Origin of the sequence: Pseudomonas sp. MWU13-3659 (assembly GCF_023757525.1) — a bacterium.
Taxonomy (GTDB): domain Bacteria; phylum Pseudomonadota; class Gammaproteobacteria; order Pseudomonadales; family Pseudomonadaceae; genus Aquipseudomonas; species Aquipseudomonas entomophila_E.
Window position 1 is genome coordinate 146,742 of record NZ_JAMSHW010000011.1, and the last position, 20,432, is coordinate 167,173.

The 20,432-nt window shown below is 63.2% G+C and carries 21 protein-coding genes; 6 read left to right on the plus strand and 15 right to left on the minus strand.

Annotation, left to right across the window (positions count from 1 at the left end; translation table 11 throughout):
- The first annotated feature begins 60 nt into the window (after positions 1-60).
- Positions 61-2,907, plus strand: coding sequence for a valine--tRNA ligase (locus NGM28_RS16015; RefSeq protein WP_252090745.1), 2,847 nt, complete (start codon positions 61-63; stop codon positions 2,905-2,907).
- A gap of 171 nt (positions 2,908-3,078) precedes the next feature.
- Positions 3,079-4,029: a 23S rRNA (adenine(1618)-N(6))-methyltransferase RlmF gene (rlmF, locus tag NGM28_RS16020; protein WP_252090746.1), complete on the plus strand. Its 951-nt coding sequence runs from the start codon at positions 3,079-3,081 to the stop codon at positions 4,027-4,029.
- A gap of 50 nt (positions 4,030-4,079) precedes the next feature.
- Here rlmF and NGM28_RS16025 read toward each other — a convergent pair whose 3' ends face one another.
- Positions 4,080-4,361, minus strand: a complete 282-nt coding sequence (locus NGM28_RS16025) for an HU family DNA-binding protein (protein WP_134691715.1) — start codon at positions 4,359-4,361, stop codon at positions 4,080-4,082.
- Between the two features lie 392 nt (positions 4,362-4,753).
- On the opposite strand from NGM28_RS16025, the gene yejK reads away from it, so the two are divergent.
- A complete protein-coding gene (gene yejK, locus NGM28_RS16030; RefSeq protein ID WP_240065502.1) occupies positions 4,754-5,761 on the plus strand; it encodes a nucleoid-associated protein YejK in 1,008 nt (335 codons plus the stop codon).
- Between the two features lie 151 nt (positions 5,762-5,912).
- Here yejK and NGM28_RS16035 read toward each other — a convergent pair whose 3' ends face one another.
- The 9 genes from NGM28_RS16035 to colR form a co-directional block, all read right to left on the minus strand.
- Positions 5,913-6,209, minus strand: a complete 297-nt coding sequence (locus NGM28_RS16035) for a GIY-YIG nuclease family protein (RefSeq protein ID WP_240065501.1) — start codon at positions 6,207-6,209, stop codon at positions 5,913-5,915.
- 43 nt (positions 6,210-6,252) lie between these two features.
- Complete coding sequence (locus NGM28_RS16040; RefSeq protein ID WP_252090747.1) at positions 6,253-6,711, minus strand: nuclear transport factor 2 family protein; 459 nt, start codon at positions 6,709-6,711, stop codon at positions 6,253-6,255.
- A gap of 94 nt (positions 6,712-6,805) precedes the next feature.
- Positions 6,806-8,080: a CynX/NimT family MFS transporter gene (locus NGM28_RS16045; protein ID WP_240065499.1), complete on the minus strand. Its 1,275-nt coding sequence runs from the start codon at positions 8,078-8,080 to the stop codon at positions 6,806-6,808.
- 13 nt (positions 8,081-8,093) lie between these two features.
- Positions 8,094-8,741, minus strand: a complete 648-nt coding sequence (locus tag NGM28_RS16050; RefSeq protein ID WP_240065498.1) for a FadR/GntR family transcriptional regulator — start codon at positions 8,739-8,741, stop codon at positions 8,094-8,096.
- 201 nt (positions 8,742-8,942) lie between these two features.
- Positions 8,943-9,176 (minus strand): hypothetical protein, encoded by a 234-nt coding sequence (locus NGM28_RS16055; RefSeq protein ID WP_213658197.1) that lies wholly within the window; start codon positions 9,174-9,176, stop codon positions 8,943-8,945.
- Positions 9,173-9,874: a lipopolysaccharide kinase InaA family protein gene (locus tag NGM28_RS16060; RefSeq protein ID WP_252090748.1), complete on the minus strand. Its 702-nt coding sequence runs from the start codon at positions 9,872-9,874 to the stop codon at positions 9,173-9,175. The genes NGM28_RS16055 and NGM28_RS16060 overlap by 4 nt, the downstream gene beginning before the upstream one ends.
- A 6-nt stretch (positions 9,875-9,880) precedes the next feature.
- Positions 9,881-10,561 (minus strand): class I SAM-dependent methyltransferase, encoded by a 681-nt coding sequence (locus NGM28_RS16065; protein ID WP_213658199.1) that lies wholly within the window; start codon positions 10,559-10,561, stop codon positions 9,881-9,883.
- Positions 10,562-10,668: 107 nt separating this feature from the next.
- Positions 10,669-11,997 carry a sensor histidine kinase gene (locus NGM28_RS16070; protein WP_252090749.1) on the minus strand — a complete coding sequence of 443 codons (1,329 nt, stop codon included), beginning with the start codon at positions 11,995-11,997 and terminating at the stop codon, positions 10,669-10,671.
- The gene (gene colR / locus NGM28_RS16075) at positions 11,987-12,670 is read right to left on the minus strand and encodes a two-component system response regulator ColR (protein ID WP_213658201.1); all 684 of its coding nucleotides are present in this window, start codon (positions 12,668-12,670) and stop codon (positions 11,987-11,989) included. The genes NGM28_RS16070 and colR overlap by 11 nt, the downstream gene beginning before the upstream one ends.
- Before the next feature lie 181 nt (positions 12,671-12,851).
- Here colR and NGM28_RS16080 point away from each other — a divergent pair, with 181 nt between their 5' ends.
- Positions 12,852-13,580 (plus strand): phosphatase PAP2 family protein, encoded by a 729-nt coding sequence (locus tag NGM28_RS16080; RefSeq protein ID WP_252090750.1) that lies wholly within the window; start codon positions 12,852-12,854, stop codon positions 13,578-13,580.
- A gap of 109 nt (positions 13,581-13,689) precedes the next feature.
- Here NGM28_RS16080 and groL read toward each other — a convergent pair whose 3' ends face one another.
- From groL to NGM28_RS16105, 5 genes are all read right to left on the minus strand, one after another.
- Entirely contained in the window at positions 13,690-15,330 is a 1,641-nt protein-coding gene (gene groL, locus NGM28_RS16085) for a chaperonin GroEL (RefSeq protein WP_011535514.1), read from the minus strand.
- A gap of 50 nt (positions 15,331-15,380) precedes the next feature.
- A complete protein-coding gene (locus tag NGM28_RS16090) occupies positions 15,381-15,674 on the minus strand; it encodes a co-chaperone GroES (protein WP_003260750.1) in 294 nt (97 codons plus the stop codon).
- 213 nt (positions 15,675-15,887) lie between these two features.
- Entirely contained in the window at positions 15,888-16,349 is a 462-nt protein-coding gene (locus NGM28_RS16095; RefSeq protein ID WP_011535515.1) for an FxsA family protein, read from the minus strand.
- 65 nt (positions 16,350-16,414) lie between these two features.
- Positions 16,415-17,146, minus strand: coding sequence for a HugZ family pyridoxamine 5'-phosphate oxidase (locus NGM28_RS16100; RefSeq protein WP_240065494.1), 732 nt, complete (start codon positions 17,144-17,146; stop codon positions 16,415-16,417).
- A 164-nt stretch (positions 17,147-17,310) separates the two neighbouring features.
- Positions 17,311-18,318, minus strand: coding sequence for a DUF481 domain-containing protein (locus NGM28_RS16105; protein ID WP_240065493.1), 1,008 nt, complete (start codon positions 18,316-18,318; stop codon positions 17,311-17,313).
- A 152-nt stretch (positions 18,319-18,470) separates the two neighbouring features.
- Here NGM28_RS16105 and NGM28_RS16110 point away from each other — a divergent pair, with 152 nt between their 5' ends.
- Complete coding sequence (locus NGM28_RS16110; RefSeq protein ID WP_252090751.1) at positions 18,471-18,824, plus strand: MGMT family protein; 354 nt, start codon at positions 18,471-18,473, stop codon at positions 18,822-18,824.
- Positions 18,825-18,867: 43 nt separating this feature from the next.
- On the plus strand, positions 18,868-20,415 hold the full coding sequence (locus NGM28_RS16115; protein WP_240065491.1) for an AmpG family muropeptide MFS transporter: 1,548 nt from the start codon (positions 18,868-18,870) through the stop codon (positions 20,413-20,415).
- Positions 20,416-20,432: the final 17 nt, after the last annotated feature.

Consider the following 20,432-nt stretch of genomic DNA (forward strand, 5'->3'; position numbering starts at 1 on the left):
CCTCCACGTTGGTTATACTTCCCGGCTTTCCCGAATTAATGCCTAAGGGTCCCGCCGCGCATGGATAAGACCTACCAGCCGCACGCCATCGAAACTTCCTGGTACAACACCTGGGAGTCCGAGAACTATTTCGCCCCACAGGGTGCTGGCGACTCGTACACCATCATGATCCCGCCGCCGAACGTGACCGGCAGCCTGCACATGGGTCACGGTTTCAACAACGCGATCATGGACGCGCTGATCCGCTTCCGCCGCATGCAGGGTCGCGACACCCTGTGGCAGCCGGGCACCGACCACGCCGGCATCGCCACCCAGATGCTGGTGGAGCGCCAGCTCGAGGCGAAAGGCCAGAACCGCCATGACCTGGGCCGCGACAAGTTCCTGGAAAAGGTCTGGGAGTGGAAGGATCAGTCCGGTGGCAACATCAGCCGCCAGATCCGCCGCCTGGGCTCGTCGGTGGATTGGAGCCGCGAGCGCTTCACCATGGACGACGGCCTGTCCGAAGCGGTCAAGGAAGCCTTCGTGCGCCTGCACGAAGACGGCCTGATCTACCGCGGCAAGCGCCTGGTCAACTGGGACACCAAACTGCACACGGCGATTTCCGACCTCGAAGTGGAAAACCACGATGAGAAGGGCCACCTGTGGAACCTGCGCTACCCGCTGGCCGACGGCGCCAAGACCGCCGAAGGCAAGGACCACCTGGTGGTCGCCACCACCCGTCCGGAAACCCTGCTGGGTGACGTCGCCGTCGCGGTCAACCCGACCGACGAGCGCTACCAGGCACTGATCGGCAAGTTCGTCGAACTGCCGCTGGTCGGCCGTCGCATCCCAATCGTCGCCGATGACTACTGCGACCCCGAGTTCGGCACCGGCTGCGTGAAGATCACCCCGGCCCACGACTTCAACGACTATGAAGTCGGCAAGCGCCACAACCTGCCGCTGCTCAATATCTTCGACAAGAACGCCACCGTGCTGGCCGCCGTGCAGGCGTTCAACCTCGACGGCAGCGTCAACGAAGGTATCGACACTTCGCTGCCGGCCCAATACGCCGGCCTCGACCGCTTCGTCGCGCGCAAGCAGATGGTCGCGGACCTGGACGCCCAGGGCTTGCTGGTCAGCATCGACGACCACGCCCTGAAAGTCCCGAAAGGCGACCGTTCCGGCACCGTCATCGAGCCGTGGCTGACCGACCAGTGGTACGTCTCCACCAAGCCGCTGGCCGAACCTGCCATCGCCGCCGTGGAAGACGGCCGCATCCAGTTCGTACCGAAACAGTACGAGAACATGTACTTCTCCTGGATGCGCGACATCCAGGACTGGTGCATCAGCCGCCAGCTGTGGTGGGGCCACCGCATCCCGGCCTGGTACGACGAGGCCGGCCAGGTCTACGTCGGCCGTGACGAAGCCGAGGTGCGCGCCAAGCACAACCTGGGTGCCGACGTGAAACTGCGCCAGGACGACGACGTGCTCGACACCTGGTTCAGCTCGGGCCTGTGGACCTTCTCCACCCTGGGCTGGCCGGAGCAGACCGAGTTCCTGAAGAAGTTCCACTCCACCGACGTGCTGGTCACTGGCTTCGACATCATCTTCTTCTGGGTCGCCCGGATGATCATGCTGACGATGCACCTGATCAAGAACGAGGACGGCACCCCGCAGGTACCGTTCAAGACCGTCTACGTGCACGGCCTGGTGCGCGACGGCCAGGGCCAGAAGATGTCCAAGTCGAAGGGCAACGTCCTCGACCCGCTGGACATCGTCGACGGCATCACCCTCGACGCCCTGCTGGAAAAACGCACCAGCGGCATGATGCAACCGAAGCTGGCCGAGAAGATCGCCAAGCAGACCAAGGCCGAGTTCCCGGAAGGCATCGCCAGCTACGGCACCGACGCCCTGCGCTTCACCTTCTGCTCGCTGGCCTCCACCGGCCGCGACATCAAGTTCGACATGGGCCGCGTCGAAGGCTACCGCAACTTCTGCAACAAGATCTGGAACGCCGCCCGCTACGTGCTGGACAAGGGCGAGGACTGCGGCCAGAACGGCGAGGCCTACGAGCTGTCGCTGGCCGACCGCTGGATCATCTCGCAGCTGCAGCGTACCGAAGCCGAGGTGACCCGCCAGCTCGAGCAGTTCCGCTTCGACCTGGCCAGCCAGGCGCTGTACGAGTTCATCTGGAACCAGTACTGCGACTGGTACCTGGAGCTCTCCAAGCCGGTGCTGTGGGACGAGAACGCCCCGGTCGAGCGCGCCCGCGGCACCCGCCGCACCCTGGTGCGCGTGCTGGAAGTCGCCCTGCGCCTGGCCCACCCGTTCATGCCGTTCATCACTGAAGAGATCTGGCAGCGCATCGCGCCGCTGGCCGGCATCGAAGGCAAGACCATCATGCTGCAGCCGTGGCCTGAAGCGAACGAAAGCCGCATCGACGCCGCCGCCGAAGGCGACATCGAGTGGCTCAAGGAGCTGATGGTCGGCCTGCGCAACATCCGCGCCGAGATGAACATCGGCCCGGGCAAGCCGCTGCCGCTGTTCCTGAAAAACGCCAACGCCGACGACCAGCGTCGCCTGCAGGAAAACGAAGCCCTGCTGAAGAAACTGGCCAAGGTCGAGTCGTTCACCGTGCTCGGCGAGCAGGACGAAGCGCCGCTGTCGGCCACCGCGCTGGTGGGTGATCTGCAAGTGCTGGTACCGATGGCCGGCCTGATCGACAAGGACGCGGAACTGGCGCGCCTGAGCAAGGAGATCCAGCGTCTGCAGGGTGAAGTCCAGCGCGTCGGTGGCAAGCTGTCGAACGCCGCCTTCGTCGACAAGGCCCCGCCTGCAGTGATCGAGAAGGAACGTGCCAAGCTGGCCGAGTCGGAGCAGGCCCTGGCCAACTTCACCGAGCAGCATGCGCGGATCGCTGCGCTGTAATCATTTACATCGCTGACTGACCGGCGAGGGCTTCGCCCTCGTTCGCGGCACAAGGCCGCTCCTACAGGGAATTGCATGGCTCACATGCCTGCGCTTTCCTGTAGGAGCGGCCTTGTGCCGCGAAAGGGCCGCAAAGCGGTCCCCGGCCAACAAAGCAACACCGGATCGACCATGACCGACAAACCCACCCTGCACCCGCGCAACCGCCACCAGGGCCGCTACGACTTCCCCGCGCTGATCAAGGCGCACCCGGACCTGGCCCGCTTCACCATCACCAACCCCTACGGCAAGCCCAGCATCGACTTTGCCAACCCCGAAGCCGTGCGGGTGTTCAACCGTGCCCTGCTCAAGGCCCAGTACGGCATCCAGCACTGGGACATCCCGGCAGACTACCTGTGCCCGCCGATCCCCGGCCGCGCCGACTACATCCACGTGCTGGCCGACCTGCTGGCCGAGGACAACGCCGCCGAGGTGCCTCGCGGCGCCCAGGTGCGGGTTCTGGACATCGGTGTCGGCGCCAACTGCATCTACCCCCTGCTGGGCCACAGCGACTACCGCTGGCGTTTCCTCGGCTCGGACATCGACACCACCGCCCTGGCCTCGGCCAAGGCCATCGTCCAGGCCAACAAACTCGACAAGGCCATCGGCCTGCGTCAGCAACCCCAGCCCAGGCATATCCTCGCCGGGCTCCTGCAGGCAGACGAGCGCTTCGACCTGACCTTGTGCAATCCACCCTTCCACGCCTCGCGCGAAGAAGCCACCCGCGGCAGCCAGCGCAAATGGAAGAACCTCGGCAAGCAGGACCCCAAGCGCAAGTTGCCGGTGCTGAATTTTGGCGGGCAGAACAACGAACTGTGGTGCGAAGGTGGCGAAATCCGCTTCGTCAGCCAACTGGTCGGCGAAAGCGTGCAGTACGCCGAACAGGTGCTGTGGTTCACCAGCCTGGTATCGAAGGCCAGCAACCTACCGGGCATAGAGGCTGCCTTGAAGAAGGCCGGGGTGAAAGCCCTGCGCATCGTCGAGATGGGCCAGGGCCAGAAACAGAGCCGGATGGTCGCCTGGAGCTTCCACGACGACGCGGCCCGCCAGGCATGGCACGCCCGGCGTAAATCACGGGCATGAAAAAACCGCGCCCGGGCAAGCCGGGCGCGGTTTCGTCAACGCATCAACAATTACTTGTTGATCGAGTCGGTCAGCACTTTGGCTGGAACGAACTTGACGACTTTCTTGGCAGCGATTTCGATGGCGGCGCCAGTCGAAGGGTTGCGGCCGGTACGGGCAGGACGCTCGGTGACTTTCAGCTTGCCGATGCCTGGCAGGGTGATTTCAGCGCCGTTTTCCAGTTGGTCGGCGACGATCTGGCCCAGTTGCTCCAGGGCAGCGCGCGCGGTGGTTTTCGGCGCGTCGATGGATTCGGCGATATCGGCAATCAGTTGGTCTTTGGTCAGTGCCATGTTGATGTTCCTTCCCTATCAAATTCAGTGGTTGTGCAGCGTGCTTGGTCGGTGGTCGGGCCAGCCCGGGACAATCCAGAGGCCGCGTCGATCGCGTATGTAGATGCGCAAATCGGCGTTTGGTTCGACACCCCGCAAACGTGCTGCCAGCAATGCGCCACACAAGGGGCGCAAGACCGCGCAAAGCTACCACAGGAATCGATAAATATCCGCTGTCGACATTGATTTTGTGCAGGTTTTTCGGGGGTTTTCGGAAAAATCGCAAAAAAATGAACAAAAAACGAACAACCGGCATTTCCGCCAACATCTGGCCACTGCATCACCCCTGCCCTGAGGTAAACTGAGCGACTTTTGCAGCGCGGCTTTCCCCCGCCCACACCACCGAGATTTCCATGCCAATCCGTCATTGCATCGTTCACCTGATCGACAAGAAGCCCGATGGCAGCCCCGCCGTGCTCCATGCGCGCGACAGCGAACTGGCAGCGTCCGACGCCATCGAAAACCTCCTGGCCGACCTCAACGACAGCTACAACGCCAAGCAAGGCAAAGCCTGGGGCTTCTTCCACGGCGAATCCGGCGCCTACCCGTTCAGTGGCTGGCTCAAGCAGTATCTGGACGAGGAAAAGGACTTCGCCACCTTCAGCCGCGTCGCCATCGAGCACCTGCAGAAGCTGATGGAGGAATCCAACCTCTCCACCGGCGGCCACGTGCTGTTCGCCCACTACCAGCAAGGCATGACCGAATACCTGGCCATCGCCCTGCTGCACCACAGTGAAGGCGTGGCGGTGAACGCAGAACTCGACGTCACCCCGTCGCGCCACCTTGACCTCGGCCAGCTGCACCTGGCAGCGCGGGTCAACCTGTCCGAGTGGAAGAACAACCAGAACTCGAAGCAGTACATCTCGTTCATCAAGGGCAAGAATGGCAAGAAGGTCTCGGATTACTTCCGCGACTTCATCGGCTGCCAGGAAGGGGTCGATGGCCCCGGCGAAACCCGCACCCTGCTCAAGGCGTTCAGCGACTTCGTCGAAAAAGAGGACCTTCCGGAAGAGTCTGCCCGGGAGAAGACCCAGACCCTGGTCGACTACGCCACCACCCAGACCAAACTGGGCGAGCCGGTGACGCTCGAGGAGCTGTCCAGCCTGATCGACGAGGACCGCCCGGAGGCGTTCTACGACCACATCCGCAACAGCGACTACGGGCTGTCGCCGGAGATCCCGGCAGACAAACGCACCCTCAACCAGTTCCGCCGTTTCACTGGGCGCGCCGAGGGCCTGTCGATCAGCTTCGAAGCGCATTTGCTGGGCTCGAAGGTGGAGTATGACGAAGAGGCTGGCACGCTGGTGATCAAGGGCCTGCCAACCCAGCTGATCGACCAACTGAAACGACGAAAAGACTGATTACACCCGTAGGAGCGGCTTTAGCCGCGAACACCGGCAACGCCGGTGCCATCCACCGCGTCGCCTGCATCGTGGCTGAAGCCACTCCTACAGCGAATGCAGGCGCAGCCTTGCCAACAGTGCCGGCCTCGTTCGCCAGCAAGGCTGGCGCCTACAAGGTGTCCGGCGTGCGCGCGAACGAGGCAACCAAGGCCTCCTTCGCCGATTTGCGCAGCTTCTTCACCAGCCGCTCCTGGCGCAAGGCCTCGCCCTTGTCCGGCCACTGCTCCACATACACCAGCGCCTGCGCCGGGCTGGTCTTGAAGTACCGCGCCCCCTGGCCCTTCTGATGCTTGATGAAACGCCGCTGCGGATCGTCACTGATACCGCAGTACAGCGATCCATTGGCAGCCCGCACCAGGTACACGTACCAAGGCTTGCACTCGGGGGGGATGGGTGTCTCGCTCACGGTTTCATTCGATACAGCTGAAGATGGCCGCCAGCTTACCCGCTCAACGGGCCTGCTGGAATGCACGCAAGCCCTTGAACGCTTGCTGACGCACCTTGTTCTGCAGCATCGGCGTCCAGCCAAGCAGCACGCCGGGCATGCCCAGTGCCTGCCGCGACCAGCGCCACAGGTCGAAACTGTCGTCATGCTGGCAGATCAGCCCGTCGCGAATCACGAAACGTGCCTGGATATCGTTGACCACCACACGGCCCGTCTGGCTGAACAGATAGGTCGCGACCCAATGCGCGCCGTCGCTGCGGACGTTGTCGAAGGTGAGGGTGAAGTCCTTGGCCCGGGAGGTGAGCATGCGCCACATGTCTCCGGCGTCCCGACCACGCAAGGTACCAAAGACCGGATCGCTGAAGACGATATCGTCGCTGTAGCAGGCCACCATGGCCTCGGCATCCAGGCGCTGGAAGGCCTGGTAGAAACGGGTGATCAGGGCGCTGTTGGCGTCGCTCATGGGCCGGTCCGTGCTGGGTCGAAAGCCGCACGATAATCCCTGCCCAGCCATCGCGCCATCTCCATTTGCGCCATGAATGGTGGGCAAGCCCGCTTCAGAGTTTCTCGCTGACGGCCCCGACATGCAGCGCCCGCCCAGCGCCAAGCCCGAACAGGATCGCGCCGGCGCCCAGCACCGCGAAGATCCACCCTACCGCGCTCCAGCCTCCCGTGAAGTCATGCACCAGGCCCACGGCGAATGGCCCCATCGACGCCAGCGTATACCCCACCCCTTGGGCCATGCTCGACAGGTTGGCAGCCACGTGGGCATCCTTCGACCGCAGCACGATCAGGGTCAGCGCCAGGGCGAAGGTACCGCCTTGCCCCAGCCCGAGTACCACCGCCCAGCCCCACAGCCCTTCGACGGGCGCGTACAGGCAGCCAAACAACCCGGCGAGGGTTACCAACATCACTACCACGATGGCCAGGCGCTGGTCCCTGCCACGGGTTGCCAACCAGGGTGCGCTCAAGGAGCTCGCCAGTTGCACGATCACCGAGCCGGACAGCACCAGCCCGGCTTCGGTAGGGCTCAAGCCGCGCCCGATCAGGATCGACGGCAACCAGCCGAACACGATATAGGCCAGTGACGATTGCAGCCCCATGTACAGGGTCACCTGCCAGGCCAGCGGATCGCGCCACAGGCCGCGCACGCGATAGGCCACCTTGTGCAGACCATGACCCTGTCGGGCCTGGGGCAGCCACATCAGCATCGCCAGCAGCGCGGGCAACATCCAGACGCCCAGCCCCATGGCCCAACTGCCGTCAAAGTGCTGCGCCAGGGGCACGGTCGCCCCCGCAGCCATGGCCGCCCCCAGGCACAAGGCCATGGTGTAGACCCCCGTCAGGGTGCCCGCATGCCGTGGGAAATCGCGTTTGACGATGCCCGGCAGCAAGACGCCGATGATGCCGATGCTCGCCCCCGCCATCAGGCTGCCGAGGAAGACGCCGGTCACCCCGAGTGTGCTGCGCACGAGGATGCCCAGCGCCAGGGTGAGGAGAATGCCGAAGATCACCCGCTCGCTGCCGAATCGGCGCGCAAGGATCGGCGCCAGCGGCGCGAACAGCCCCAGGCACAGCACCGGCAGCGTGGTCAGCAGGCCGGCCTGGGAGGCATTGAGCCCCAGCCCTTCGGCGACCTGGCCAAGCACCGGCGCCATGCTCGACAGCGCCGGGCGCAGGTTCAGCGCCACCAGCACCAGCCCGAGCAACAGCAGCCAGGGGCGGTGTACCGCTGGCGGCTGCTGCTGGACCTGCTCGTCATCGGCTTCGGCGTCGATCAGCAGCTCGTCAAGTTCCGCTTCGCGGGGGTGAGTGTTCCGGGGCTGTTGCATGACCTTCTCCCTGTCAGGATTCGATAAGGGTCCGGCTCAGGCGCTTGGCCCGCTGCGGATCGCGTTGCTCGATGGCGTCGAGAATGTCCCAGTGCAGGTCAAGCACGGCCTGGCTGCGGGGGATGTCACCCATGTTGTGTTGCAGGGTTGCGGCCACCACGCCGGAGAAATAGCGGTACAACTCGCTGAGTGCGGGGTTGTGGGCGGCGTCGACCAGGCGTTGATGGAACACCAGGTCGCAGGTGACATAGGTGTCCAGGTCGCCGTGGAAATGGCCCGCGCTGTGCTGCAGGGCCTGGCGCAGGTCGCGCAGGTCTTGGTCACTGCGACGCAGGGCGGCCAGGGCAATGGCTTCGGCTTCAAGGATGTGGCGGGTCTCGCGGGCATGCTCCAGGGTGCAGTTGGACATGGCCTGGACGGCCTGCAGCGGGTCCTGGGCCGTGCGCAGGTAGCTGCCATCGCCCTGGCGGATCTCCACCAGCCCGCTGAAGGCCAGCACGCGCATGGCTTCACGGACGGTATTGCGGCTGATGCCGAGGTCGCTGGCCAGCTCGGGCTCGGTGGGCAGGCGCTGGCCTACCGACCAGGTGCCCTTGGCGATGCGATCGCGGAGCTGGTCGACGGCTTGCTCCACCAGGGAGCGTTTGATCAGGGGGGACATCTATTACGTCCAATCATCGGATGAATTTGTCGCGACGGTGGACGATAGCGGGTTTTGGGGCGTTGGCGCAAGGATTCGGGTTTCAGGGGGGAGTATTGATTGCGGGTTGCACGCTGCCCAAGAGATCGAGCGCGGCGCTCGATCTCACAGGCGCTGCAATGCTTGCGTCGAACAACCTGAAACCTCCTATCCAACAGGACCTCAGCCGAAAGGCCGCAGCCCCTGCCTCATCCCAAACAGAAACAACAGCAAATCGTGGTCCGGCTCGACCCGCGCCTGCCCGGGTTTGACCACCACCCGCGGCAACGGACAAGCCCCACCTACCTCGGCCTTGCTGAACACCATCGGCCTGGGTTGCTCCCAGGCAGCCGCGGCCACCGTGGTGACCCCCAGCGCCCCGATGAAAAACAAAGCTCGAGCGATTTCTAGTTTCATTGCTCTAACCCTTTGACAACGCTGCCAAACGCCATCTGGTAAAAATAGAGCAGGCTGCGCCACTCCGCCTCGTTCAACGACGAATGGCGACGTAGCTGACGCAAGTCGTTGTACGCCGCACGCTGGCAACGGATACGCCGCCGGCACTTCTCAAGGTCGAGCAGCGCAACCTCGACACGGGCCTGTTCACCCTCGCCGATCACCTTCACGAACACGTGTTTGCCGTACAGGCAGCCATGCTGCCAATGCCCCAGGTGCATGCGCGCCAGGTTGTCGGCCAGATCCTTGAGCATGCGCTCGTGCACCGCTTGCGGATACCGCTCACGGGCGCCGTCGGCATGCCAGGCGTCGAGCTCGACAAAACCGTCCAACGCCTCGCTGACCAGCAAGGCCCGCCACTGCTGATCGGCGTCACGCTCGGCACCCGCGAAGACAATTCTCGGTACCCTTACCCCCAGTTGCTCGAAGCTGTTCAGCGCATCAAGCTCGCGCAAGACCGTCGGCCGACCAAACGGATGCAGCAGGCTGCGATAGATATGCCCAACCTGGCGCTTGGCATAAAGCGTCTGTCCAGTGTCCGTGGACAACCGCTGCACTCCACTCTCGCCGCCACGCCGCTGGTTGGGCTCTTCGACCCACTCCCCTTGCTGCTGCCAGTAATAATCGAACTGCCTGGTCTCTCTCTGGGCCACTGCCATCAATACCTACCCTTTGCGCAATACGTACACTCGCCACATGGCATAGAACGGCAGGAAGTCGAGTCGTTCCTGAATTCTGAATCCGGCTGAAACAAATTCTTCTTCTACTGTAGCCGCTGGTAACACAAAACGGTTCTGGTAGCTGTCCTGCTCCGCCCGCTGGCTACGCCGTGCTTCCAGCTTTCTACGCCGCCATGCCTTGAAATTCCCATCCACCCACAGCGACAAGATTACGCTATCGCGACTAACTCGTTGAAATTCCGAAAGAATAGTTTGTCGATGAGCAGGATCGCCGATGTGGTGGAACAAGCGCATGCAGAAGATGCTGTCCACCGAATTGTCCGGCAGATCAATAGCGAAAGCCGAAGTTTGCAAAGGCCGTACCCGCGCCACCACCTCTGGCGGTTGCGCCGCACAAGCTGTCTCGATCATCGCCGCAGAATTGTCGGCGCCAATGATCACGCGGTTGGGTTTTTCCGCCAGCAAAGGCCAGAAGCGCCCGGCACCACAAGGCAGGTCCAGGACCAGTCCAGGCTCTCCGGCAAGGGTCAAGGCACGACGGGCCAGTTGTTCATCACGCTGGTGCGACAAGCGACGGGCCAGGCCATCCTGGTGCTTGCGGAAATACTCCTGGGCATGATCCCGATCGTACTTGTCGGAAAATTCGAGTTTGATAGGGCTTCGCATAAGGCATCTCCTGACTCCAATGCGCCCACCTTAGGTAGACAAGCGTTGGCGTCAGGTCATGCAGATGTGAAAAATCTGTCAGTGCAAAACACAGATGTTACAAGAAGTTAATCAGCGATCGATGCCTGTTCGCTGCCATCTGCATCCAGATTCGCCGTTTTTCCTTGGCTCAGGTCCACATGGAAACGGCAGCCATGGGGCAGCGTCGTCGTCAGGGTGACCCGCCACCCCTGGTCATCGCAGATACGTTGAACCAGCGACAGGCCCAAGCCCAGCCCCTCTCCACGACGCTCGTCGCCACGCACGAACGGCCGGAACATCGCTTCGCGCTGTTCCTCGGGGATCCCCACGCCGCTATCCTCGACGCTGAAACCTGCAGGCTCGAGGCTCAAGCGAATGTAGCCACTGTCGGTGTAGTGGGCCGCATTGCGCAACAGGTTACCCATCACCGATTGCAGGAACGTGGCGTTGTACAACACCTGGCTGGCACCGGCGCGGCCATCGTAGTGCAGTGCCAGGCCCTTCTGCTCGATGGTGTCGCGCCATACGCCGGTCAGGTCATCGGCGACTTCACGCAGGGTTGCACGGGACGCCACCGCACCTTCATCACGCTGGGCACGGGCAAGCATGAGGAAGGTCTTAACCAATTCGCGCATCTCTTCCGTGGCCCGGGCGATTCGCTCGACCTGGCTACGCGAACGGCTGTCCAGGTTCGGGTTCTCCATCAACAGTTCACAGGAGGTGGCCAGCACCATCAACGGTGTACGCAGTTCGTGGCTGACATCACTGGTGAACAGTCGTTCGCGGGTCAACGCATCGCGCAGGCGCCCCAGGGTGTCGTCGAACGCCACCGCCAGTTGGCCGACCTCGTCTGCGGCGTAGTCCGGCGCCAAGGGTGGCGCCAACCCGAGCAACTGGTCACGATGGCGCACCTGGCGGGCCAAGCGGATCACCGGTGCCATCACCCGGCGGGCCAGCAGCCAACCGAGGATCACCGCCAGCGCCAGGCTGAGCACGAAGCCGACCACCACCACCGCGAACAGGACCCGCTCGCGTTCCTCGAAATCGCTCTGGTCCTGCAGCAGTACATAACGGCGACCATCGACGATTTCGACCATGGCGTGGTACGACAGCTGGTCGCGAAACACTTCGTGGAAGCCCGCATCAAGGTGACGCAGGTCCTTGGGCAGCTCGAAGTCATCGCGCCCGCCACTGAAGTAGAACAACTGGTCCGGGCGCGGGCGATGGCTCCAGTCGCTGACGCTGTCCATTCGCAACAGGCGCTGCAGGTCACCGCCGAGCACCGACGAGATCAAACGCTCCTCGACCAGATGGACAGTGGCGACGATGCCGAAAGCGAACGCCCCGGCCACCAACGCGCTCATCAAGGCAAAGGCGATGATGATGCGCTGGGCAAGGCTCTGCTTAAACTCCATCGCGGCCCTCGGCGAGGCGATAGCCGACGCCATGGACGGTATGCAGCAGGGCTTTCTCGAACGGTTTGTCGATTACTTGGCGCAACTGGTGGACATGGCTGCGCAGGCTGTCGCTGTCCGGGCAGTCATCGCCCCACAGGGCTTCCTCCAGCACTTCACGGCGCAGCACGTGGGGGCTCTTCTGCATCAACACGGCCAACAGCTTCAGACCGACCGGGTTGAGCTTGAGCAGGCGGCCCTGGCGGGTGACTTCCAACGTGTCGAGGTCATAGCTCAGGTCGGCGACCTGCAGCGTGCGACGGCCGCCCCCCTGGGCGCGGCGCAAAACCGCTTCGATGCGCGCGGCCAGTTCGGACAGGGCGAACGGCTTGAGCAGGTAGTCGTCGGCGCCGGAGCGGAACCCTTGCAGGCGGTCGTCCAGCTGATCGCGGGCGGTGAGCATGATCACCGGGGTATCGCGGCGCGCATCTTCGCGCAGGCGCTTGCACAGCGTGTAGCCATCGATGCCGGGGAGCATGATGTCGAGCACGATCAGGTCGTAGTGTTCGGTGGCGGCCAGGTGCAGGCCGGAAAGACCGTCCTGGGCGCAGTCGACGGTATAGCCCTTCATACCGAGGTAGTCGGCCAGGTTGGCCAGGATATCGCGGTTGTCTTCAACCAAAAGAATGCGCATCGGGTTCTCCTGTGCGGCGCTTCGCTCGCGGCGCGGCAGGCGCAGCTTAAGGCCATCGCCCGCGTCGTACCAGCCCTGCGGAGAAATCGCCGAACTTGACAGATTTTTCACTGATCCTTCACGGACACAGGATAGCGGGCGCCCGACAATGCCCGGTCTTTTTCAGTCCTCTGGAGCTGTCATGCCGGAAACCCTCCGCCCTCGCCCGATCAACCCGTGGCTGTACCTGGGCATTCCTTTCATCACGGCCGTGGCCCTGATCCTGCTCGAATGGACCTCGCTGGACCTGGACGTGGCCGACCTGTTCTTCGACCAGGCCGCCGGTGAATTCATCGGCCGTCACAGCTACCTGCTGGAGACCGTACTGCACGACCGCGTCAAGCAAGGGGTGATTGCCTTTGGGCTGATCGCCGTGGCCGGGTTCGCCGCGAGCTTCTTCTGGAAGCGGCTGTTCGGCTGGCGCCGCGAACTGGGCTGCCTGGTACTGGCGCTGGGACTGTCGACGGCCTTTGTCACGCCCTTGAAGAAGGTGACCCAGGTACAGTGCCCCTGGAGCCTGACCCAGTATGGTGGCAAGGAAACCTACAGCAAGTTGCTGGAACCGCGCCCGCCCACCGACAAACCCGGGCTGTGCTGGCCGGGTGGCCATGCGGCAACCGGGTTCTGCCTGTTCGGCCTGTTCTTCATGCTGCGTGACCGGCGCCCGCGCCTGGCACGGGCGGCCCTGGCGCTGGCGTTCGTGGCTGGCTCGGTGTTGTCGGTCGGGCGGATGATGCAGGGGGCGCACTTCTTGTCGCACAACGTGTGGACGGCGGTGTTCTGCTGGTTGATCGGGTTGGGGTCGTATTACCTGGTGTTGTATCGCCGGGGTGTGGCGGTTGCGGCAGCGCCGCAGAATAGCGTCGCCTGATCGCGGATGAATCCGCTCCTACAGGGGCGGATTCATCCGCGAGGGGTTGGACGCCAACAAAAAGCCCCGCACTAGGCGGGGCTTTTTTGTAGCAGGGGGTAAGGCTGGCTTACATCATGCCGCCCATGCCACCCATGCCGCCCATGTCAGGCATGCCAGCAGCTGGCTTGTCTTCCGGCAGGTCGGCAACCATGGCTTCGGTGGTGATCATCAGACCGCCGATCGAAGCTGCGGCTTGCAGGGCCGAACGAGTGACCTTGGCTGGGTCCAGGATGCCCATCTCGATCATGTCGCCGTACTCGCCGGTAGCGGCGTTGTAACCGAAGTTGCCCGAACCTTGCTTGACCTTGTCAGCAACAACGCTTGGCTCGTCGCCGGCGTTGGCAGTGATCTGGCGCAGCGGCGCTTCGACGGCGCGACGCAGCAGGGCGATACCGACGTTCTGCTCTTCGTTGTCGCCTTTGAGGTCGGCAATGGCAGCCAGGGCGCGAACCAGGGCCACGCCACCGCCAGGCACCACGCCTTCTTCGACGGCTGCGCGGGTAGCGTGCAGGGCGTCTTCAACGCGGGCTTTCTTCTCTTTCATCTCGACTTCGGTGCCGGCACCGACCTTGATCACGGCAACACCGCCAGCCAGTTTGGCCAGGCGCTCTTGCAGCTTCTCACGGTCGTAGTCCGAAGAGGTTTCTTCGATCTGGGCACGGATCTGCTTGACGCGTGCTTCGATGTCGCCGTCGGCGCCAGCGCCGTCGATGATGGTGGTGTTTTCCTTGGACAGGATGACGCGCTTGGCGTTACCCAGGTGCTCCAGGGTGGCGGTTTCCAGGGACAGGCCGATTTCCTCGGAGATGACCTGGCCGCCGGTCAGGGTGGCGATGTCCTGCAGCATGGCCTTGCGGCGGTCGCCGAAGCCAGGTGCCTTGACCGCTGCAACCTTGACGATGCCGCGCATGTTGTTGACGACCAGGGTCGCCAGGGCTTCGCCTTCGACGTCTTCGGCAACGATCAGCAGCGGACGGCCGGCCTTGGCAACGGCTTCCAGCACTGGCAGCAGTTCGCGGATGTTGGAGATCTTCTTGTCGACCAGCAGCAGCAGCGGGCCTTCCAGCTCGGCAACCATGGTGTCCGGCTTGTTGACGAAGTAGGGCGACAGGTAGCCGCGATCGAACTGCATGCCCTCTACGACGGACAGTTCGTTTTCCAGGCCCGAGCCTTCTTCAACGGTGATCACGCCTTCTTTACCGACTTTTTCCATGGCTTCGGCGATGATTTCACCGATGGAGTTGTCGGAGTTGGCGGAGATGGTGCCTACCTGGGCGATGGCCTTGGAGTCGGCGCATGGCTTGGACAGGTTTTTCAGCTCGGCGACGATGGCGGCGGTGGCCTTGTCGATGCCGCGCTTCAGGTCCATCGGGTTCATGCCGGCAGCGACGGCTTTCAGGCCTTCGTTGACGATGGCCTGGGCCAGGACGGTAGCGGTGGTGGTGCCGTCGCCGGCAGCGTCGTTGGCCTTGGATGCAACTTCCTTGACCAGCTGGGCGCCCATGTTCTCGAAGGCGTCTTTCAGCTCGATTTCTTTGGCGACGGAAACGCCGTCCTTGGTGATGGTCGGCGCGCCGAAGCTCTTGGCCAGGACCACGTTACGGCCTTTCGGGCCCAGGGTCGCTTTTACCGCGTCAGCCAGAACGTTGACACCAACCAGCATTTTCTTACGGGCGGAATCGCCGAATTTTACGTCTTTAGCAGCCATGATCGTTTAATCCTTGGAATTCTTTGGAATAACGGGAAGTCGGGGGGAAATCAGCCTTCGATGACGGCCAGGATTTCGTTCTCGGCCATGACCAGCAGGTCTTCGCCGTCGACTTTCACGGTGTTGCTGCCCGAGTAAGGGCCGAAAACCACTTTGTCACCCACTTTCACGGCCAGCGCGCGTACTTCGCCGTTGTCCAGGATGCGACCGGTGCCGACGGCGACGACTTCGCCGCGGTTTGGTTTTTCAGCGGCCGAACCCGGCAGGACGATACCGCCAGCGGTTTTCGATTCTTCTTCGCTGCGACGGATGACGACGCGGTCATGCAGAGGACGAAGCTTCATTGTCGATCTCTCCCAAATTGTGGTTTTCATCGGCCGGTGTCAGCACCGGCGGGTTGATTCGGTCCGGCGTTGCCGGTCAGGGCCCGCCTTCGGCGAACCCTGTGTGTCATGCCCGGTGAACTCACCGGAAACCTTGCGGTGACCACTACATGAGGCCAGTGAAATCAATTACAAGGCTTTGAATGGAAAAATTTTTGAAGGCGCGGTAGCGGGTTACTTGTCGCGACGCTCGTACTCGCCCTCGATCACATTCGGGCGATGGCCGCCATCGCGCGGCTGGGCCTGGAACGGGTCATCCTGGAACGCGCGCTGGCGCAAGGTTTGCTCTTCGGCACGGCGGCGCAGCTTGCCGGCCACCAGGCGGCGGGTGAAAGGCAACAAGCACAGCACACCCAGCACGTCGCTGATGAAGCCCGGCAGCAGCAGCAGGCCACCACCGACGGCCAGCATCAGGCCCTGGAACATGTCCTCGGCGGGCAGTTCGCCGCGCTGCAGGCTTTCACGGGCACGCAGGGCGGTGGCCAGGCCGGCCACGCGCATCACCAGCACACCCAGGGCGGAACCGGCGATGATCAGCAGCAACGCCGGGAAGAAACCGATGGCGGCGCTGACCTTGACGAAGACGAACAGCTCCAGCACCGGAAAAATCAAAAACAGCAACAGAAAAGCACGCATCCAGAATTCCTCGACGGAAGAGAATCTTCCCGTAAGACCTCAAATGGATGCGCCGGCTCGAATTTTCAACCCTCGACCTCTGTCGCAACCGGCCATTGGTCGGCGCGAGCCAGCAGCACCAAGGCTTCGCGGACTTGTGTCGGCGTGTTGCAAATGTTCGGAAACGCCAGCCAGTGAACCCCCTGGCCAATGCGCAGGTGCATGCCCTCGCTGTCGATTCCGACCATTTCCGCCGATGCAGTACGCGGCAAGCCGGTCAGCTCGATGTAATGAGCGATGGCATTGGCATGATCGCTGTTCATGTGCTCGATCATGCTGGCTTCGACCTTGCCAACGAAGGGGTTGGCCAGGGTGACCTGGTCGAGCCAGTGGATCGCACCGAAGCCGCCGATGTAGCGGTGGCGTACCGGCTCAAGTACCCAGAAATCGAAATCGTGGGCCTTGTGGTAGTTCGCCGACTCGGGAAAGTACCGGTAGTAGCGTGCCGCCGCCGCTTCGATGGCCGCCTCGTCGGTCAGCTTGTGCGCTTCGGCCATGACCGTCAGCCGGCCGACCGCCTGGACATCCTCGGCGTCACGCTCCCCCACCAGCAGCGAACACTTGGGGTCTTTCTGCAGGTTGTGGGTGTGCTGGGCGATACGGCTGATGAGGATCAGCGGATGCCCCTCGGCATCCAGGCAGTACGGGACCACCGAACCGAAGGGGTAGCCGGGCATGGACTTGGAGTGGGTCGAGAGCACGCCGCGGTATTCCTTGAGCAGCAGTTCCCGGGCGGGGCGGAGGGCGTTGGTACTCACTGGCGTGGGCTCCTGGCAGCGATTCGATGGATGACAAGATAAGCATTATCACCCTCCCCTGCCACAGGATCTGCAGAGGTCGCGGTTCGCCGGCAAGCCGGCTCCTACCTTGGACCTGTAGGAGCCGGCTTGCCGGCGATGGGGCGCACCGCGCCCCCGGCAACCTACCAGGTAACGCCAAACCCAGCGGTATAGCGCGTCTTGTCCAGGTCACTGTCCCGCGTGCCCTTGATCAGGTCCTTCTCGGCCTTGAGGTTGAGCGAGGCCCATTCGGTAACCTTGTAGCGCAGGCCCATCTCGGCATCCAGCGAGAAGTCGGCAACGCCCCCCAGCGGCTTGCCGAACTCGCCATTGGTGAAGAATTCCACCCGCTTGCCGATCAGGTAGCGGTTGTAATCCCACTTCACGGCGGCGGAATAGAAGTTGTCCTTGCCACCGTCGCGGTATTCGAAATCGGTGCGGTTGATCAGCGACCCCAGGGAGAACGCGCCCAGTTCATCGTCCCAGAACTGGTAGCCCGGGCCGGTACCGACGGTGCGCTGGCGGGCCAGGTCCTCGATCTGGTCACGCTTGTACTCCAGGCGGCCCTGCCAGAACCACTTGTCGGTGATGAAGCGGTCCAGGGCGTACTCGGCGCTCCAGTTGTTGGTGGTGGTGACCTCGTCCTTCGTCTCGCGGTTGTACTCGCCTTCAGCATTGTGTCGCCAGCGGCCATGGCGGGCAGTGGTCTTGAAGCTGACGTCGTAGTCGTCGCTGTTGGTTTCGGCGCGCTTGTAGTCCATCGCCACGTCGACATTGCCTTTCCACAGGAAATCCTCGACCAGTGGCCGGGGTTTCATGATCTGCTCGATACTGGCCAGCTCGACGGTCTTGGGCGCCTCACCGTTGGCCAGCGTCACCTTGCCAGGCTCCGCGGCCTTGAGCGACTTGGCTTTCTCGCCGCTGTAGGCGTCCTGCTTGACCAGCAGTTCCTGGTCGCTCTCCAGCGTCTTGACCTGCTTCCAGTCCAGCGCGATCGAGCCGCCATAAGGCGTCTCCAGCAACAGCTTGCCGCCGTCGAAGACCTTGATCTTGCCGCTGAGCCGGTCTCCGTTCTTCATCCATACGGTGTCGGCGAGCGCCGGGGCGCAGAGTGAGGCAGCGATGAGGCACAGCAGGGTTCTAGAATGCATAAGCGGACTACTGGTTCGATTTGGCGAAAAAGCCGGGCATTATCCGGATCGACACGGCTTGAGCAAGGACAGACCGAGGTCATGCCGACGAGTTCAATTCTCATTACCCACCACCGTTCATCCGTTTTCATCCACAGGTCAGGAGTCGTCTGATGTCCAGCGACACATCCCTCAGCCACGAAAATGCCAAGGCCCGACGAACGGCCCTGTATTCGGTGCTGGGGCAAGTCCCACCGGGCAAGGTGGTCAGCTATGGCCAACTCGCCGAACTGGCGGGGCTCGGCCGCGCGGCACGCTGGGTAGGCCGCACCCTCGGACAACTGCCCGCCGACACCCGCCTGCCCTGGCATCGGGTGCTTGGCGCTGGCGGGCGGTTGAGCCTGGCCCTGGGCACGCCATCGGGCGACGAACAACGCGCCCGATTGCGCGCAGAAGGCGTCAACCTGACCAATAATCGTGTGGATATGGCGCGCCATGGCTGGCGCCCGATGGAGCACAGCGGTTAGAGTGCGCGCTTTGTTTTCGCTAACTTGAGGCAGATGTTGGCCCATGCCCCGTAAAACCTGGCGCGCTGCGCTCGCTGCCTATGCCAGCCCGTCAACCTTGGTGCTTTTGCTGCTCGGATTCGCCGCCGGCCTGCCTTACATGCTGGTGTTCTCGACGCTGTCGGTGTGGTTGCGCGAGGCGGGCGTGGCCCGCGAGACCATCGGCTACGCCAGCCTGATCGGCCTGGCCTATGCGTTCAAGTGGGTGTGGTCGCCCCTGCTCGACCAGTGGCGCCTGCCACTGCTCGGCGGCATGGGCCGTCGTCGCTCCTGGCTGCTGCTGTCGCAGGGGCTGGTGGTGGTGGGCTTGATCGGCATGGGCTTCTGCGACCCGCAAAAGCACCTGTCGTGGCTGATCGCTCTCGCCGTACTGGTGGCTTTCGCCTCGGCCACCCAGGACATCGCCGTCGACGCCTACCGCCTGGAGATCGCCGACGACCAACGTCAGGCCGCCCTTGCCGCCAGCTACATGGCCGGCTACCGGGTTGCCGCGCTGCTGGCCACCGCTGGCGCGCTGTTCTTCGCCGAATGGTTCGGCTCCACAGGCTTCAGCTACCTTCACCAGGCCTGGACCGGCACCTACGTGCTGTTCGGCGTACTGATGCTGCCGGCGTTGTTCACCACCCTGGTGATGCGTGAACCTCCGGTTCCCCTGCGCACCCAGCTGTCGGCGGCGCGCTACGGGCTGATGCACCAGTTGGCTTCGGTGTTCGTGCTGATCATCCTGCTGGTCTCGGTGCCCGCCAGCTTCACCCAGATGTACAACACCGACTGGGCCAGCGTGGTGTTCGGCGACTCGACCCTGCTCGACCTGCTGCTCGAGGACCGTGCCTTCCTGCGCCTGATCCTCTATGCACTGCTGACTTGGCTGTGCCTGTCGTCCATGGGTCGTCGCGGCCTGGCACCGGTGCTCACGCCAGTCAACGACTTCATCACCCGCTACCGCTGGCAGGCCCTGCTGCTGCTCGGGCTGATCGCCACGTACCGCATGTCGGACACGGTGATGGGCGTAATGGCCAATGTGTTCTACATCGACATGGGCTTCACCAAGGACCAGATCGCCAGCGTCAGCAAGATCTTCGGCCTGATCATGACCCTGGTCGGCGCTGGTGCCGGTGGCCTGCTGATCGTGCGCTTCGGCATCCTGCCAATCCTGTTCATCGGCGGCGCAGCCTCGGCGGCCACCAACATCCTGTTCCTGATGCTGGCCGACATGGGTCCGAACCTGGAAATGCTGGTGGTGACCATCTCGCTGGACAACTTCAGTTCCGGGCTGGCCACCTCGGCGTTCGTCGCCTACCTGTCGAGCCTGACCAACTTGAAGTTCTCGGCCACGCAATACGCCCTGCTCAGCTCGATCATGCTGCTGTTGCCGCGCCTGATCGGCGGCTATTCAGGGGTGATGGTGGAAAAGTTCGGCTATCACGATTTCTTCCTGATCACCGCCCTGCTGGGCGTACCAACGCTGGTGCTGATCGCCTTGCACTGGCGCCAGGAGATCGGGCGGGGAAAGCAGGCACCGGTCCAGAGCCCCGCGGCTGAACAAAGCTGACCGAAGGGGGCCATGCC

Bases quoted from the DNA above. Each gene is read 5' to 3' on its own strand.
- NGM28_RS16040 (WP_252090747.1), bottom strand. From the start codon at position 6,711: ATGAGCGACGCCAACAGCGCCCTGATCACCCGTTTCTACCAGGCCTTC.
- NGM28_RS16025 (WP_134691715.1), bottom strand. From the start codon at position 4,361: ATGGCACTGACCAAAGACCAACTGATTGCCGATATCGCCGAATCCATC.
- NGM28_RS16105 (WP_240065493.1), bottom strand. From the start codon at position 18,318: ATGCATTCTAGAACCCTGCTGTGCCTCATCGCTGCCTCACTCTGCGCC.
- rlmF (WP_252090746.1), top strand. From the start codon at position 3,079: ATGACCGACAAACCCACCCTGCACCCGCGCAACCGCCACCAGGGCCGC.
- NGM28_RS16095 (WP_011535515.1), bottom strand. From the start codon at position 16,349: ATGCGTGCTTTTCTGTTGCTGTTTTTGATTTTTCCGGTGCTGGAGCTG.
- NGM28_RS16045 (WP_240065499.1), bottom strand. From the start codon at position 8,080: ATGCAACAGCCCCGGAACACTCACCCCCGCGAAGCGGAACTTGACGAG.
- NGM28_RS16090 (WP_003260750.1), bottom strand. From the start codon at position 15,674: ATGAAGCTTCGTCCTCTGCATGACCGCGTCGTCATCCGTCGCAGCGAA.
- NGM28_RS16115 (WP_240065491.1), top strand. From the start codon at position 18,868: ATGCCCCGTAAAACCTGGCGCGCTGCGCTCGCTGCCTATGCCAGCCCG.
- yejK (WP_240065502.1), top strand. From the start codon at position 4,754: ATGCCAATCCGTCATTGCATCGTTCACCTGATCGACAAGAAGCCCGAT.
- NGM28_RS16080 (WP_252090750.1), top strand. From the start codon at position 12,852: ATGCCGGAAACCCTCCGCCCTCGCCCGATCAACCCGTGGCTGTACCTG.
- NGM28_RS16050 (WP_240065498.1), bottom strand. From the start codon at position 8,741: ATGTCCCCCCTGATCAAACGCTCCCTGGTGGAGCAAGCCGTCGACCAG.
- NGM28_RS16065 (WP_213658199.1), bottom strand. From the start codon at position 10,561: ATGCGAAGCCCTATCAAACTCGAATTTTCCGACAAGTACGATCGGGAT.
- colR (WP_213658201.1), bottom strand. From the start codon at position 12,670: ATGCGCATTCTTTTGGTTGAAGACAACCGCGATATCCTGGCCAACCTG.
- groL (WP_011535514.1), bottom strand. From the start codon at position 15,330: ATGGCTGCTAAAGACGTAAAATTCGGCGATTCCGCCCGTAAGAAAATG.
- NGM28_RS16070 (WP_252090749.1), bottom strand. From the start codon at position 11,997: ATGGAGTTTAAGCAGAGCCTTGCCCAGCGCATCATCATCGCCTTTGCC.
- NGM28_RS16015 (WP_252090745.1), top strand. From the start codon at position 61: ATGGATAAGACCTACCAGCCGCACGCCATCGAAACTTCCTGGTACAAC.
- NGM28_RS16110 (WP_252090751.1), top strand. From the start codon at position 18,471: ATGTCCAGCGACACATCCCTCAGCCACGAAAATGCCAAGGCCCGACGA.
- NGM28_RS16055 (WP_213658197.1), bottom strand. From the start codon at position 9,176: ATGAAACTAGAAATCGCTCGAGCTTTGTTTTTCATCGGGGCGCTGGGG.
- NGM28_RS16060 (WP_252090748.1), bottom strand. From the start codon at position 9,874: ATGGCAGTGGCCCAGAGAGAGACCAGGCAGTTCGATTATTACTGGCAG.